We start from the raw sequence: 14,874 nt of genomic DNA, 5'->3' as shown, positions 1-14,874 counted from the left end.
AAGAATTTTCCATACTTAAATTATAAACTATTTGTATAATTTATAATAGGAAAAAACCTTAAAGTATATTTTGAATATTAATCTTTTGAAGCTCCTGTACGTGATTTAAGTAAAATTTTATTACATGAAGGCTGGCTAAAGACTCTTCTTTACTTTCACCTTTTATGTATTGTGTAAGCTTATACAGTTCATTAGATATGTTATCTAATTCCTCGTGATCGATAAAGATAGATATTAGTTTTGAGTTCTTTTGAATATCATCAAGAAATTTTAAGCTATCTTCATAGGAGTTATCCCAATTTTCGTTGGATATGCTCTCTTCAAGTTTATCACAAGTGTCACGGAGAGAATCACAAGTTTTATTTAAATAATTTATAGAAAAAATCATAGCTAAAATCATAATTATAAATAAAGAAAAAGATATAATTACATTTCTCATAATAGATTAACTCCCTTCATCCATTAGTTGATAAAAAAATTCACCCTTTGAGTCCATAAGAGCTATAAATACATCTTTTTCAGATTTTATATTATTTTTATCTAAGAGGCTTTTAATCCACTTTTCGTCTTTTTTATAATAATTAAGACCTTCTTTTTTAATTTCTCCATTACAAATTAAGACTATGGGAAGAGTTACATCGGAATCTTTTATATTTAAGTCTTGTTTTTTTACGTTATCAAATTGAGATTTGCTTATTACGGACATTTGTCCATCAGTTTCAATAAGGGCATAGGCAATTTCACTAATATCTAAGAATCCTTTTATTCTAAGCTCCTCTAAAAGATCATTTATACTAAGTCTTTGGGTTTTTAATTCTTCAATATTTATTTTGCCATTTTTTATTAATATGCTAGGATTACCGTCAATAATGCTTCTAAATTTATCGCTTTTTAGCTGCATTTCTGAAAGTACAATCTGAAGCACTAAAAGAGTTATTATGGGAATTATTCCATGAATTATAGGAAGTCTAGTATCTTGCATAGGTAAGGCAGCAAGTTCTGATACCATTATAGTTATGACTAATTCAAAGGGTTGTAATTCCCCAATTTGCCTTTTACCCATAAGTCGCATGGTTAATACTACAAAAAGATATAAGATAATTGTTCTAAAAAGTACTATAAACATTTTCAATCCTCCTTATAATTATATATTCTCAAAAAGGCTATAAATTATGAGGGTTTTATAACAAATTTATTTTTAATGAAGTATAATAATATTGATTAGATAAAACACTAAAAATAAAGCTAAAGGAGAGTCAATATATGCAGAAAATGAAATTATTTTTTATTGATGGAAAAGAGGCTTTAGTAGAAAGAGGGACTTTATTAAAGGATATAATTGATAATTATGGATTAGATAAAAAAAGAGAAGCCTTACTAGTTAAAATAGACAAGGATTATTTTGAACTTACTGCGCCTTTGAAGAAGGAAGGTAAGTTTGAAATAGTAAAGTTAGATAATTCTATGGGGGTCAAAGCTTATGCTAGGAGCCTTCAGTTTGTACTTATAAAAGCAGTATATGACCTGTTTCCAGAATCTAAAATAACTATAGAACATTCTCTAAGTAAAGGTATATTTGGAGAAATCCATAAAGAACGAGCTTTGGATGAAAAGGATATAGAAAACATTAAAAATAGAATGAAAGGGATAATAGAGAAGGATTTTCCTATAAAAAAGATTTCTGTAACTAAGGAAAAGGCTGTAGAAATATTTAAGTCCTATGGAATGGATGATAAGCTAAGACTTCTTAGTCATATAGATAATGAAGAGGTAAAGATCTATGATATAGATGGAAGATATGATTATTTTTATGGACCTATGGTTTACTCTACAGGGGTACTTGAAAAATTTGACTTAATTTATTATGAGCCAGGATTTATTTTAAGATTTCCAGAGGAGAAAAATCCAAGTTCTATACCGGAGTTTGTAGAACATAAAAAACTTGCAAAGATCTTTTATGAAACAGAGCAATGGCTTAATATTCTAGAAGTAGGAGATGTGGGGGCTTTAAATGATAAAGTAGAAAATAACAATATATTTGAACTTATAAGAGTAGCAGAAGCCCTACATGAAAAAAAGATAGCTTATATAGCTGATACTATAAATGAAAAAAAGGAAGTAAAGATAGTTCTTATTGCAGGACCTTCTTCTTCTGGTAAGACCACCTTTGCTAGAAGGCTTGCCATACAGCTAAAAGTAAACGGTTATATGCCCATTGCCATATCCCTTGATGACTATTTTGTGGATAGGGAGTCTACACCTAAAGATGAGTATGGTGAATATGATTTTGAGTCTATAGAAGCTTTAGATTTAGCTTTGTTCAATCAACATCTTAATGAGCTTTTGAAAGGAAAAGAAGTAAGTGTTCCTACCTTTAATTTTAAAGAGGGTAAAAGAGAGTGGCTTGGCAACAAGATAAAAATGCCCGAGAATGGCATATTAATAATAGAAGGTATTCATGGTTTAAACAATAGGCTTACAGAATCCATAGCGTCACAAAATAAATTTAAAATATATATAAGTGCTCTTACACAATTAAATATCGACAATCACAATAGAATTGCAACTACAGATGTCAGGATGATAAGAAGAATTGTAAGAGATTTTCTATCAAGAGGTTACGGTGGAGAAAGTACACTTTCCATGTGGCCTTCTATAAGAAGAGGGGAAGAAAGGAATATATTTGTATTTCAAGAAGAAGCAGATGTAATGTTTAATTCTACCTTAGTATATGAATTATGTGTTCTTAAAAAATATGCTCTTGCAGAACTTTCAAAGATACCGTATGATAGTGCTGTGTACTATGAAGCATGGAGGCTTAGGAGCTTTTTAAATTTCTTTAAAGAGGTAGATGCAGACATGGTACCAGAGAACTCTATTTTAAGAGAATTTATTGGGGGAAGTTGCTTTTATAAATATTAATAACAAGCTTAAAACTATATTTTTATAATGGTAAAATCTTAGAGGGAAAAGGTGGTTGTATGAAAAAGTTTGGAGTCTTCGATATACTAGGGCCAGTAATGATAGGTCCTTCTAGTTCTCATACTGCAGGGGCTGCTAGATTAGGAAAAATAGCAGGAATAATATCAGGTTCTGAAATAAAGAAAGTGGAGTTTTTACTACATGGATCCTTTGCAAAAACCTATAAAGGTCATGGTACGGATAGGGCATTAGTTGCTGGAATAATGGGGATGGACCCAGATGATGAAAGGCTTAGAGAATCATTACAAATAGCAAAGGATAAGGGAATAGAAATAGAATTCAAAGAAGCTGATTTAGGTGATGTTCACCCTAATACAGTTAAATTTCTTATAACACTTATGGATGATAGTATGGTTACTGTTATGGGTTCGTCCATAGGAGGAGGAAGTATAAGTATATTAGGTGTGGATGAAGAAGAGGTTGAATTTACTGGAGAGTATCCAACTCTTATAGTTAAACATATTGATGTTCCTGGAATTATTTCTAAAGTAACTTCATTAATTTATGAAGAGGGTATAAATATCGCTTTTATGAGAGTTTTTAGAAGTACAAAAGGTTCCAGTGCTATTATGATATTTGAAACAGATAATGTCATTACTAAAAGAGGGGTAGAAAGGATAAAATCTATGGCTAATGTTACAAGCATTAGAGCAATTAACCCAGTAAGGGAAGGTGTATAAAGTGTTTGCAAGTACAGGAAAAGAATTGTTAAATATATGTAAAGAGGAAAATATTAGTTTAAGTGAATATGCCATAAGATATGAAATGCAAAAGTCAGAGGTGGATAGGGAAACACTGATGAAAAAGATGATAAGAAATCTTAAAGTTATGGAAGAGTCTGCATCTTACGGGTTAAATAATAAAACTAAATCTGTTAGTGGATTAATAGGTGGAGATGCTTTTAAGATGAATGAATATGCATTGAATGGACAGTCTTTAACTGGAAACATAATGGTAAAGGCTATGGCTAGAGCTTTATCCTGTTCAGAGGTTAATGCTTCTATGGGTAGAATAATAGCAGCACCTACAGCTGGATCTTGTGGAATATTACCTTCTGTTATAATTACTGCAGGTGAAGCTCTAAATAAAAGTGAAGAAGAGATGGTTATGGGATTATTTGCATCATCAGCAGTAGGACTTATAATCGCACATAATGCTACACTTTCAGGAGCAGAAGGGGGATGCCAAGCAGAGTGTGGATCAGCAGCAGCTATGGGAGCAGCTGCAGTGGTTGAGATGATGGGAGGAACCCCAGAGATGAGTTTAAATGCTGCTGCTATTGTAATAAAGAATATATTGGGATTGGTATGTGATCCTATTGCAGGATTAGTGGAGGTTCCTTGTGCAAAGAGAAATGCAGCAGGTGCTGTAAGCGCCCTTACTACAGCGGATTTAGTTATGGCTGGAGTAACCAGCAAGATTCCTTTTGATGATACAGTGTTGGCTATGTATAAGGTTGGAAAAAGCTTACCTTGTGAGTTAAGAGAAACAGCCTTAGGGGGATTAGCCATTACACCTACAGGAATAGAGCTAAAAAAACAAATTCTTGGTGAATAGTATAGGGATTTTTAAGTATAGTTTTAAAATATAACAAAAAGTACTCTCTTGAATAATTTGATGAAGAGAGTACTTTTTTAATATTATAATATTAAGCTATAATAAGTAATTAACATAAATTATAATTAATATATTTATTGTGATAGCATTGTAAAACAGGTGATATATTGGGAGATAAGCGTTTAATTGAAAGTCACTATTGGGATATGAATAATTTGGTTGATGTACTTTGCAGACTGGTAACCTCCTATAGAGCGGTGGTTGGTGGAGCTGCAGAGTTAAATGGTGTAGCTTTAGCAGACAAAAGGCATGTGAAGGAAGCATTAAAAACAGCTGATGAGATAAATGAATTAATTAGAGATGTTATTGATACTTTAGAGGAATGTGAAGATTGTTACCTTTGTTACTGTAGAATAAGGGCTGGAGTTATTAAAAGTAGGCTTGATGCCCAATATATATTGGGGGAAATAGATGAGGAGTTTGGGGATTTAAAAAAAAATCTAAAATCCATAGACATAAATAAGCTATATACTCATAAAGGGAAGCATAAAAAAGTTAAAAGGAAAGAAAATATCTCTAAGGGTAATGATGAAGAGGAGGAAGACTCTTCTGAGGAAGATAATGGGGATTCTAAGGATGATAAAACTCCTCCTTTAAATAAGGAGGAGTAATTGGCCACTAAAAATTATACTTTTTTTATTTTTATATTGCTTATCATTAAATAAGATAAGATACTCAGTAGTATTATGGGTAATAAAAAATTATCTCTACTATTTAAGGTTAACAGGCCTAATAGGGCAATTATACATCCAGCAGCAGTAATAGGTATACCTAAAAAGAAGCCAGCAAACTCCATAGAATTAAATTTAGCTAACCTGTAGGAACCACAGATTGGAAAAAGTAATAATAGAGCATAGCCTAAAATACCTAGCCTAGAAAGGTTATACATATTATAGACCAAGAGAGAAGGAGCTACACCAAAGGATACCAAATCTGATAAAGAATCTAATTGCTTTCCAAGGTCACTAGATACATTTAACATTCGAGCCACTTTTCCATCATATCTATCCACTAAAGCTGCAAAGATTATGAAAAGACAAGACATCTTATAATTGCCACGAAAATTCATTAATAAAGACATTATGCCAAAACCTAAATTTGTAAAAGTAAACAAATTAGGTAAAAAACTCTTTTTCATTTAAAATCCTCTCCTAATAATCTTATATAAATACCTTAATAATTATAGCTTACTTTCATATATTTGGCTATTCTTTTATTATGTAAAAAGTTAACTTATAACTAATATTAAAATTCTTTTAGAAAAAACAAGATGTGGTTGAATAATTTAGTGTTATCGACAGTATATATATTAAATGTTATAATTTAAATATAATTTTTCGAAAAATAACTGGAGGGTTTTGTTCATGAAAAATGTAAAATTTATATATAATCCTTTCTCGGGAGAGAATGCTATATTAAGTGATCTTGACACAGTAATAAAAACTCACCAAAAGGAAGGGTATACAGTAGTTCCTTATAGAATAAGTTATGACATAGAGATGGAACGAGCTTTTGATGATTTAGATGAAAATTATGAATACATAATAATAGCAGGAGGAGATGGAACAGTAGATACAGTGGTAAATTGTATGAAACAAAAAGGGATAGATTTACCTATTGCTATACTACCTGTAGGAACAGCAAATGATTTTGCAAAATTCATAGGAATGCCTGAAAATGTTGAAGAAGCATGTAATAGGATATTAAATAGTACGCCTAAGCCTTTGGACATAGGAAAAATTAATAATAAATATTTTATAAATGTGGCTAGTACAGGTTTGTTTACAGATGTATCTCAAAAAACTGATGTGAATCTTAAAAATACTATAGGTAAGCTTGCTTATTACCTTAAAGGCATAGAACAATTACCTAGTTTTAGAAAGTTAAATATAAAGGTAGATTCAAAAGAGATACAATTTCATGGAGACATGTATCTTATGTTAGTGTTCAATGGCCAGACTGCTGGAAATTTTAATTTAGCTTATAAATCTGAAATAGATGATGGGCTTTTAGATGTTATAATAATAAAAGCAGTGCCTTTAAAAGAATTACTACCTCTTTTTATAAAAATTATAAGAGGAGAGCATCTAGAGGGACAAAATTCCCTTATATACTTTAAGAGTAACAAGATAAGCATAGAATGCTATGAAGATATAGTTACAGATATAGATGGGGAAAGAGGACCAGATTTTCCTTTAGAGATAGAGTGTGTTCATAATGGAATTAAAGTCTTAGGAATAAATTCTTAAAGAAATTAATAAATATAAGTAGCAATATTTTAGGAGTTTTTATATGGTAAAACTGTACATTTATATACTTTTATTGTTACTTTCACTTTATTGTTGTGTGAGTTCTTTTTATATAACAATAAATTACTCTCCAGTGAAGATAAAAATATTTTCTTCTTTGGTGTTATTAGCCCTAATTGGAAGGTATTTTTCTCTCATAATATTTTATATATCTCAAAATATTAAATATCTTTATTATTTTAAACCTATTTTAAACATTAATTTCATTTCTATACCTTTAATATACATTTTATGTATATTCGTTTTCATGAGGAGAGATAAGGCAAGGTTCGAGAAGGTTTTTCTTATAACGGTCATACTACTGGTTGTATATGTATTTATTATGATGAAATTTACTTTGGTTATACAGATAGATAATATCTTTGGATATGTATTTTCTATTATAGATGAGGTATATATATATTATGGCTATATAATTTTTAGTGGTGTTTTAAGTTGTTTTATTATAATAAATAAGGATAAGCCTCATGTTAATAAAAAATCTATGACAATGCTGCTTTTTATAGTGTTATTTGCCATAGTAGAAAATATTTTATATACTTTCGGTAGAGAAATTGTATGTTATAGCATAGTATCTGAGGTCTTAGCTTTGATAGCTATGAATTTAGCATTAAAGACTTTTAAAAAGGTATGATGAACTGAAAGGGTGTAGATAAAAGAATTTTATCTACACTCTTAATTTTTAAGTATTTTTACTTTAAGCAATCTTTAGTTTTTTCTTTTATGTTTTTTATAAGAGTTTTTCCTATTGACATTTTGGGGTTGGGTCCAATCAATTAAACAGTTTTTTCCCTTGCCAATAAGATCTTCTCTATGAGTTGTTGTTAAGGCTTCTCTAACTAATTGATAATTCTCTGGTTTTGCAAATTGTAACAAGGCTCTTTGCATATTTTTCTCTTTCATATCTTTTGGTACATATACCGTCTCACCTGTAAGAGGATCTATTCCAGTATAATATATGGCTGTAGATAGACTGCCTGGAGTAGGATAAAAGTCTTGAACTTGCTCTGGGGTATAGCCCATATCCTTTATGTAGAGAGCTAACTCAATAGCTGCATTAAGATCACTACCAGGGTGACTAGACATTAGATAAGGAACAAGGTATTGATTTTTATTTATTTTCTTATTAATAGAAAAATATGTATCCACAAATCGGTTATAAACTTCTTTTGTTGGCTTTCCCATGTACTTTAAAACCTTATTACTTACATGTTCTGGGGCTACTTTTAACTGTCCGCTTATATGATGTTTACATAATTCCTCAAAAAACTCTCTGTCCTTATCATAAATCAAGTAATCATATCTTATACCTGAACGTATAAATACTTTTTTTATGCCAGGTAAGGTCCTAACTTTTCTTAAAAGCTGTAAATACTCTTTATGACTTACAATTAAGTTTTTACAGGGTTTAGGAAACATACATTGTTTATTTTTGCAAGTTCCATGTTCTAGTTGTAATTTACAGGATTTGTGTCTAAAGTTTGCTGTAGGACCACCTATATCATGGATATATCCTTTAAATCCATCTAGGTTGGTAAGAAGTTTAGCTTCATTCACAATAGAGTCTTGACTTCTATTTTGAATCATTCTACCTTGATGAAAGGTAAGTGCACAAAAAGAGCAAGAACCATAACATCCTCTATGGCTAGTAATGGAAAATTCAACTTCTTTTATTGCGGGAATACCTCCCTTGGATTCATAAATAGGGTGATATTTTCTTGTATAAGGTAAGTTATAGGAAGCATCCATCTCTTCTACAGTTAAAGGATATTGTGGAGGATTTTGAACTACGTATTTATCACCATGAGCCTGAATTATAGTTTTACCTCTTATAGGATCTTGTTCATAACTTTCTAATTTAAAACTTTCTCCATAAGCCTTCTTGTTAGATGCTACCTCTTCAAAAGAAGGAACCTCTACAAAGTTTTCTAAATTACCTACATCTTTAGAAAGGTATATAGTACCACGTACATTAGATATATTCTTAATATCCATTCCATATCTTAATAAATTAGCCACTTCTAACACTGTTTTTTCGCCCATTCCATAGATTAAAAGATCAGCTTTAGAGTCTAAAAGGATGCTCCTCCTAACCTTATCGTCCCAATAATCATAGTGAGCAAATCTTCTAAGGCTTGCTTCAATTCCACCGATGATTACAGGCACATCCTTAAAAGATTCCTTAATTCTATTTGTGTATACTATTACAGCTCTATCAGGTCTTTGACCACCAAGTCCACCAGGGGAATACAGGTCATCTCTTCTTTTTTTCTTACTTACAGTATAATGGTTTACCATTGAATCTATATTACCAGAGTTTACCAGAAAGGCGTATTTAGGTCTGCCCAGCTTTTTAAAATCCTCTGAATTATGCCAATTAGGCTGGGCTATTATACCAACATTAAAACCGTCTGACTCTAAAGTTCGTGCTATTATAGCAGTACCAAAGGAAGGGTGATCTACATAAGCATCTCCAGAAACTATTATAAAATCTAACTGCTTTATACCTCTATTTTGCATATCCTCTTTGCATATGGGCAAAAAGTCTTTTCCTAATTTCATATAAAATATAACTCCAATCTTAATGTTTATTTATGATCTATAAAAACATAGATTTATATTATCATAACAGTAGAAAAATATAAAGAATTAAGGAGATTTCTTTTTTGATTACCATAAATTTATTGAATTATAAGGATTTTTAACCATCTATAGTAAAGGAATAATTTAAAATATATAAGATTTTTTAAATTATCCCCTATAAAAATGTATTAATTTCTCTATTATGAACCAAAATAACCTTAAGAGAAAGGAGGAGGTTACTTTGGTTAAAAAAGCATTTAGAGTTAGATATCTAATATTGTATCTAATAATAATTTTATGTACATATTTTGTTTCTTCTATGTTTTTACCCATAAATTATAAGGAAGCAAGAGCTGTTACCTATAAATATGGTTCCAGAGGAGGAACAGTAACGGAGATTCAAAGTAGATTAAAAAGGTGGGGATATTATGATGGATCTGTAGATGGTATTTATGGCTATCAAACATATACAGCAGTTAGAAAGTTTCAAGGAAAGAATGGCTTAGCTGTGGATGGAGTGGTAGGTACTAATACCTTAGCTGCACTAGGCATAAACCAAACAGATAGTACTGCGGCTAATAATTCCTCTAAAACCTATAATAATCAAGATGTTATGCTTTTAGCTAGGTTAATAAATGGAGAAGCTAGAGGAGAACCTTACGAAGGCCAAGTTGCTGTAGGTGCAGTGGTACTAAATAGAACAAGAGATCCTGAATTCCCCTCTACTGTGGCAGGAGTGATTTATCAACCAGGGGCTTTTACAGCTATAGTTGATGGGCAAATTAATGCAAATTTAGAACAAAACTCTATAAATGCTGCAAGAGACGCACTAAATGGATGGGATCCTTCTGGAGGAGCTATTTATTATTTTAATCCTGCTAAAACTACCAATAAGTGGATTTGGTCGAGACCTTTAATAAAGGTAATAGGTAAACATAGATTTTGTAGTTAATAAAGTTAAATTTATGTTAATAGAGGTTGACAAATTTAAAATCAGTAATATAATAATAATATAATTCATATCAGAATACTCTGAAATACGTTGAAGAAGGAAAGTAACATATATAAAGGTTACAGAGAGGGAAATATGGTGAGAGTTTCCTACTGGAGTCTATGCGAAGTGCCCTTTGGAGTAGAAACCTGAAATTGTAGTACGGTTTTTTCGGGAGCGCCCGTTACAGTGATAGAGCATACTAATAGTGCTCGAATGGAGTGAGATTCTAGATCTAATTAGAGTGGAACAGCGAAGTAATCTTCGTCTCTAACCAGGGGCGAAGTTTTTTTATATAAAAAAATAAATTTTAAACAATTAAATATGGTAAAATTTATAAGTGAAGTTTAAAAGCATATTTAATTTGTTAAAAACAATAAGGAGGAATAGTAAATGATATTTAATAATGTTTTAGAAATGATAGGTAATACACCTTTGTTAAAGTTAGAAAATTTAATGAAAGAAAATGAAGGAGAGATTTATTTAAAATTAGAAAAATACAATCCAGCAGGTAGTGTAAAGGATAGGGCAGCCTTAGGGATGATAGAAAAAGCGGAAGAGACTGGAGCATTAAAGGCAGGAGATGTAATTGTAGAACCAACCAGTGGAAATACAGGTATAGCTTTAGCTATGATAGGAAATTTAAAAGGATATAAGGTTATAATTGTTATGCCAGATACTATGAGTGTGGAGAGAAGAAATATAATAAAGGCTTATGGTGCAGAACTTATACTAACAGATGGAACAAAGGGTATGAAGGGAGCTATAAGCAAAGCACAAGAAATTGTACAGGGAAAACAGGGATATTTTATTCCACAGCAATTTTTAAATATAGCAAACCCTGAAAAACATTATAAAACTACTGCAGAAGAAATATTAAAAGAAGTTCCAGACATAGATATTTTCGTTGCAGGAGTAGGTACAGGAGGGACTATATCAGGAGTAGGAAGAAGACTTAAAGAATTAAAAAGTGATATAAAGATAATAGCTGTAGAGCCAGAAAAATCACCAGTTTTATCTGGGGGAGAACCTGGACCTCATAAAATTCAGGGCATAGGAGCTGGATTTATTCCAGATATATATGATGGAACAGTAGTAGATGAAATAATAAAAGTAAAAGATGAAGAGGCTTTTGAAGCAGCAAGATTAGTAGCTTCAAAGGAAGGTATGTTAATAGGTATTTCCTCAGGAGCTAATGTAGTTGCTTCATTAAAGCTAGCAAAGGAATACGGAAAACAAGTAAAAATAGTTACAGTGGCACCAGATGGAGGAGAAAAGTATCTTTCTATGGGACTGTATGAATAATTAAAAAATGAGGTGTAGCCATGTTTAAGGATATAAAGTATGATATAAAAAATATAATGAAGAATGATCCAGCGGCTAGAAGTTTTATAGAAGTATTACTTCTATATCCCTCCATACACGTTTTAATTTATTATAGAATAGCACATTTTTTCTATAGTAAAAAAGTGTTTTTTATGGCTAGACTTGTATCTCAGCTGGGAAGATTTTTAACTGGTATAGAGATACATCCTGGAGCAAAAATTGGTAGGGGACTTTTTATAGATCACGGTATGGGTGTAGTTATAGGAGAAACTGCAGAGGTAGGAGAGAATGTAACAATATATCATGGAGTTACTCTTGGCGGAACAGGAAAAGAAGTAGGTAAGAGACATCCTACTATTGGAGATAATGTTATAATAGGAACTGGAGCAAAGGTATTAGGGCCTATATTTGTAGGTAACGGAGCTAAAATAGGTGCTAATGCAGTGGTGTTAAAGGATGTTCCTTCACAAGCTACTGCGGTCGGAATTCCTGCTAAAATACTAAATGTAAAAAAACCTGCAACTATAATAGAAATTAAGGATTATAAAGGAATGAAGAGATCTATATTTAATGAAATGGTAATTTAAGAGGTTGGATTATGGAAAATAGAAGCATACTTGAAAATTATATAAAATCCTTAGGACTAGATACTTTCGGGTTTACACCATTAAGAAAATTTGAAGAACTAAAACCCTTGTTAGAGTATAGGAAAATGAAAGGGTTAGAAAATGAATTTGAAGAACAGGATATAGAAAAAAGGATAGATCCTTTTTTATACATGGAAGAAGGAAAAGTTATAATATCTATAGCTTTTCCTTATCTTTATAGCCATGAATTTAAAGAAGGAGAAGGTTTTTCAAAGTATACTCAGGGTCTTGATTACCATAGAGTAGTTAAATCTTATTTAGATAAAATAGTATTGTTTTTACAGGAAAAGGGATATAATGCCGTTGATTTTGTAGATAGCAATAGACTTCCCGAAAGATATATAGCTTATATGGCTGGACTTGGATTTATAGGTAAAAACAATATGCTCATAACTAAAAAATATGGATCCTTTGTATTCTTAGGAGAAATAATAACGGATATGGATATAGAAATAGAACCTAACAATAGAAGTTTTAATTCTATAAAGGAGTATGAGAGCTGCGGAAGCTGTAGTATATGTTTAAAACAGTGTCCTACTAAGGCTATTAATGGTCCTAAAAGGAATCCCAACATTTGCTTATCCTATATTACTCAAAAAAAACAAATAGATGATAAATGGTTTAAGCTTTTAGGGGGAAGAATCTTTGGCTGTGATTCCTGCCAAAAGCTCTGTCCATACAATGAAAGGGCTGAAATTTCAAACATAAGAGAATTTAAACCTTTAGACTTTATGCAGAATATAAATACTGAAAAAATTATATATATAAGTAATAAGGAATTTAAAGAAACTTTTAAAAATACCTCTGCTTCTTGGAGAGGTAAGAGCCTACTTCAAAGAAATGCCCTTATAAGATCAGTTGTTTTTGAAGATAATAAAGACATAGATATGAAAAGTATAAACTCGCCTTATGTTAAAGACTATGGGATTAGACTTTTAAAAAGGTAAAAAGTATAATATACTGTATATAGAATTTCAGTATATTATACTTTTGTAAAGTTAAACTTAGTCTAGATGGAGTGTTAAATATAATACTCATTGGATAAATGTAGAAAGGTAGAGAATGTTATGATATCACCAACTTTGGCTAAATTAATTTCAAAAATGCCTAAAAGCGTAGTTAACTTTTTTTCTAAAAAGGTAATGGACTATTACATTAATAAATATGCCCATATGGAGGTTAATGGTTTTGAAAACATTAAAGATGCAAATAAGCCTATTTTATTTATTGGAAATCATTTAAGCAATTCTGATGGACTTATACTAAATAAAATTTTAAAAGATTATGATGTAACCTTTGTAGCAGGAGCTAAATTATCTAATGATCCTATTACAAGTATGGGGATAAATATAGTAAAGACTATAACTATAAAGCCTAATACTGCAGATAAAGAAGCATTAACTAAGGTTATAAATACATTGAAAAGTGGTAACAATGTGCTTATATTTCCAGAGGGCACTAGAAGTAGAACTGGAAGTATGATAGAGGCTAAAAGAGGGGTTGTACTTATAGCAAGACTTACAAAAGCTACAATTATACCTATAGGTATTAGTGGTACAGAGAAACTTTTGCCCATAAATAAAGATGGAAATATGTCAGGAGAAAATTTTTACCATGCTAAAGTTAAGGTAAATATTGGCGAGGCTATAGGAGTACCTCCTAAGGAAAAAGAAGAGGATAAGCATCAATATGAAGATAGAGTTTTAAATCACATGATGAGATCTATATCAGCATTACTACCAGAGGAATATAGAGGTGTTTATAAATAATGAAAAATAAAAGTTTAAAGATAATTGAACTACTTAAGATGGAATATCCGGATGCAAAATGTGAACTAGACTATGGTACCCCATTCCAGCTTTTAGTAGCTACCATATTATCTGCTCAAACTACAGATAAAAAAGTTAATCAGGTTACAGATCAGCTCTTTAAAGAATATCCTACAGTAGATGATTTTTTAAAACTTTCACAGGAAGAATTGGAGCAGAAAATTAAAATCATAGGTTTATATAGAAATAAGGCAAAAAATATATTAACTATGTGCAGACAGCTTAAAGAAAACTTCAATGGAGAGGTTCCAAACACTATGGAAGATATAATCTCTCTTAGAGGAGCAGGAAGAAAAACCGCTAACGTGGTTTTATCAAATGCCTTTGGTGTTCCAGCTATTGCTGTAGACACCCATGTGTTTAGAGTAGCGAATAGAATAGGATTGGCTCATGCAGAAGATGTTTTAAAGACAGAAAAGCAGCTTCAGGAGGCTATACCAAAAGATCTATGGTCCTTAGCTCATCATTTAATTATATTTCATGGAAGGAGATGCTGCTTTGCTCGAAAACCTGAATGTGAAAGATGTGTTATTAATGTTTATTGCCATTATTATGGTGACATAGTGGAAGAAAAATAGTATTATTGTAAT

16 protein-coding genes and 1 other annotated feature are annotated in these 14,874 nt (G+C 31.1%); of the genes, 12 read left to right on the top strand and 4 right to left on the bottom strand.

The window, feature by feature from the left end; genetic code table 11:
• Nucleotides 1-58 precede the first annotated feature (58 nt).
• Both KQI89_RS06390 and KQI89_RS06385 read right to left on the bottom strand, forming a co-directional pair.
• The gene (locus KQI89_RS06390) at nucleotides 59-439 is read right to left on the bottom strand and encodes a DUF4363 family protein (protein ID WP_246582961.1); all 381 of its coding nucleotides are present in this window, start codon (nucleotides 437-439) and stop codon (nucleotides 59-61) included.
• A gap of 6 nt (nucleotides 440-445) precedes the next feature.
• Complete coding sequence (locus tag KQI89_RS06385; protein ID WP_216456374.1) at nucleotides 446-1,126, bottom strand: DUF421 domain-containing protein; 681 nt, start codon at nucleotides 1,124-1,126, stop codon at nucleotides 446-448.
• A 137-nt stretch (nucleotides 1,127-1,263) separates the two neighbouring features.
• Here KQI89_RS06385 and KQI89_RS06380 point away from each other — a divergent pair, with 137 nt between their 5' ends.
• The 4 genes from KQI89_RS06380 (at nucleotide 1,264) to KQI89_RS06365 (ending at nucleotide 5,210) form a co-directional block, all read left to right on the top strand.
• Nucleotides 1,264-2,922: a nucleoside kinase gene (locus tag KQI89_RS06380; RefSeq protein WP_216456373.1), complete on the top strand. Its 1,659-nt coding sequence runs from the start codon at nucleotides 1,264-1,266 to the stop codon at nucleotides 2,920-2,922.
• Between the two features lie 59 nt (nucleotides 2,923-2,981).
• Complete coding sequence (gene sdaAB / locus KQI89_RS06375) at nucleotides 2,982-3,662, top strand: L-serine ammonia-lyase, iron-sulfur-dependent subunit beta (RefSeq protein WP_032122254.1); 681 nt, start codon at nucleotides 2,982-2,984, stop codon at nucleotides 3,660-3,662.
• Between the two features lies 1 nt (nucleotide 3,663).
• Complete coding sequence (gene sdaAA, locus KQI89_RS06370; protein WP_216456372.1) at nucleotides 3,664-4,539, top strand: L-serine ammonia-lyase, iron-sulfur-dependent, subunit alpha; 876 nt, start codon at nucleotides 3,664-3,666, stop codon at nucleotides 4,537-4,539.
• 167 nt (nucleotides 4,540-4,706) lie between these two features.
• The gene (locus tag KQI89_RS06365; protein ID WP_216456371.1) at nucleotides 4,707-5,210 is read left to right on the top strand and encodes a hypothetical protein; all 504 of its coding nucleotides are present in this window, start codon (nucleotides 4,707-4,709) and stop codon (nucleotides 5,208-5,210) included.
• Nucleotides 5,211-5,224: 14 nt separating this feature from the next.
• Here the strand turns inward: KQI89_RS06365 and pssA are convergent, their stop codons facing one another.
• Nucleotides 5,225-5,737: a CDP-diacylglycerol--serine O-phosphatidyltransferase gene (gene pssA / locus KQI89_RS06360; protein WP_032122252.1), complete on the bottom strand. Its 513-nt coding sequence runs from the start codon at nucleotides 5,735-5,737 to the stop codon at nucleotides 5,225-5,227.
• A gap of 226 nt (nucleotides 5,738-5,963) precedes the next feature.
• Here pssA and KQI89_RS06355 point away from each other — a divergent pair, with 226 nt between their 5' ends.
• Nucleotides 5,964-6,848, top strand: coding sequence for a YegS/Rv2252/BmrU family lipid kinase (locus tag KQI89_RS06355; protein ID WP_216456370.1), 885 nt, complete (start codon nucleotides 5,964-5,966; stop codon nucleotides 6,846-6,848).
• A 382-nt stretch (nucleotides 6,849-7,230) separates the two neighbouring features.
• Nucleotides 7,231-7,542, top strand: a complete 312-nt coding sequence (locus KQI89_RS06350) for a hypothetical protein (RefSeq protein ID WP_216456369.1) — start codon at nucleotides 7,231-7,233, stop codon at nucleotides 7,540-7,542.
• A 74-nt stretch (nucleotides 7,543-7,616) separates the two neighbouring features.
• Here the strand turns inward: KQI89_RS06350 and KQI89_RS06345 are convergent, their stop codons facing one another.
• Nucleotides 7,617-9,470, bottom strand: coding sequence for a YgiQ family radical SAM protein (locus KQI89_RS06345; protein ID WP_216456368.1), 1,854 nt, complete (start codon nucleotides 9,468-9,470; stop codon nucleotides 7,617-7,619).
• 313 nt (nucleotides 9,471-9,783) lie between these two features.
• Here KQI89_RS06345 and sleB point away from each other — a divergent pair, with 313 nt between their 5' ends.
• From sleB to nth, 6 genes are all read left to right on the top strand, one after another.
• Entirely contained in the window at nucleotides 9,784-10,443 is a 660-nt protein-coding gene (gene sleB, locus KQI89_RS06340; RefSeq protein WP_425514079.1) for a spore cortex-lytic enzyme, read from the top strand.
• Nucleotides 10,444-10,524: 81 nt separating this feature from the next.
• Nucleotides 10,525-10,757: a binding site (T-box leader), on the top strand.
• Between the two features lie 118 nt (nucleotides 10,758-10,875).
• Entirely contained in the window at nucleotides 10,876-11,787 is a 912-nt protein-coding gene (gene cysK, locus KQI89_RS06335) for a cysteine synthase A (protein ID WP_216456366.1), read from the top strand.
• Nucleotides 11,788-11,807: 20 nt separating this feature from the next.
• Nucleotides 11,808-12,395, top strand: a complete 588-nt coding sequence (gene epsC / locus KQI89_RS06330; RefSeq protein ID WP_032122247.1) for a serine O-acetyltransferase EpsC — start codon at nucleotides 11,808-11,810, stop codon at nucleotides 12,393-12,395.
• 11 nt (nucleotides 12,396-12,406) lie between these two features.
• Nucleotides 12,407-13,402 carry a tRNA epoxyqueuosine(34) reductase QueG gene (gene queG, locus KQI89_RS06325; RefSeq protein WP_216456365.1) on the top strand — a complete coding sequence of 332 codons (996 nt, stop codon included), beginning with the start codon at nucleotides 12,407-12,409 and terminating at the stop codon, nucleotides 13,400-13,402.
• Nucleotides 13,403-13,522: 120 nt separating this feature from the next.
• A complete protein-coding gene (locus KQI89_RS06320) occupies nucleotides 13,523-14,224 on the top strand; it encodes a lysophospholipid acyltransferase family protein (RefSeq protein WP_216456364.1) in 702 nt (233 codons plus the stop codon).
• On the top strand, nucleotides 14,224-14,862 hold the full coding sequence (gene nth, locus KQI89_RS06315) for an endonuclease III (RefSeq protein ID WP_216456363.1): 639 nt from the start codon (nucleotides 14,224-14,226) through the stop codon (nucleotides 14,860-14,862). Before KQI89_RS06320 ends, nth begins: the two co-directional genes overlap by 1 nt.
• Nucleotides 14,863-14,874: the final 12 nt, after the last annotated feature.

Source organism: Clostridium simiarum, from assembly GCF_018919175.1.
GTDB classification, from domain to species: Bacteria; Bacillota; Clostridia; order Clostridiales; family Clostridiaceae; genus Clostridium_L; species Clostridium_L simiarum.
This window is presented reverse-complemented; position numbering and strand designations above follow the sequence as displayed.

What these genes read in the sequence shown, in the direction of transcription:
- cysK (WP_216456366.1), top strand. Translation starts at nt 10,876, where the DNA reads ATGATATTTAATAATGTTTTAGAAATGATAGGTAATACACCTTTGTTA.
- KQI89_RS06380 (WP_216456373.1), top strand. Translation starts at nt 1,264, where the DNA reads ATGCAGAAAATGAAATTATTTTTTATTGATGGAAAAGAGGCTTTAGTA.
- KQI89_RS06350 (WP_216456369.1), top strand. Translation starts at nt 7,231, where the DNA reads ATGATGAAATTTACTTTGGTTATACAGATAGATAATATCTTTGGATAT.
- sdaAB (WP_032122254.1), top strand. Translation starts at nt 2,982, where the DNA reads ATGAAAAAGTTTGGAGTCTTCGATATACTAGGGCCAGTAATGATAGGT.
- nth (WP_216456363.1), top strand. Translation starts at nt 14,224, where the DNA reads ATGAAAAATAAAAGTTTAAAGATAATTGAACTACTTAAGATGGAATAT.
- KQI89_RS06320 (WP_216456364.1), top strand. Translation starts at nt 13,523, where the DNA reads ATGATATCACCAACTTTGGCTAAATTAATTTCAAAAATGCCTAAAAGC.
- queG (WP_216456365.1), top strand. Translation starts at nt 12,407, where the DNA reads ATGGAAAATAGAAGCATACTTGAAAATTATATAAAATCCTTAGGACTA.
- epsC (WP_032122247.1), top strand. Translation starts at nt 11,808, where the DNA reads ATGTTTAAGGATATAAAGTATGATATAAAAAATATAATGAAGAATGAT.
- KQI89_RS06355 (WP_216456370.1), top strand. Translation starts at nt 5,964, where the DNA reads ATGAAAAATGTAAAATTTATATATAATCCTTTCTCGGGAGAGAATGCT.
- pssA (WP_032122252.1), bottom strand. Translation starts at nt 5,737, where the DNA reads ATGAAAAAGAGTTTTTTACCTAATTTGTTTACTTTTACAAATTTAGGT.
- KQI89_RS06390 (WP_246582961.1), bottom strand. Translation starts at nt 439, where the DNA reads ATGAGAAATGTAATTATATCTTTTTCTTTATTTATAATTATGATTTTA.
- KQI89_RS06385 (WP_216456374.1), bottom strand. Translation starts at nt 1,126, where the DNA reads ATGTTTATAGTACTTTTTAGAACAATTATCTTATATCTTTTTGTAGTA.
- KQI89_RS06345 (WP_216456368.1), bottom strand. Translation starts at nt 9,470, where the DNA reads ATGAAATTAGGAAAAGACTTTTTGCCCATATGCAAAGAGGATATGCAA.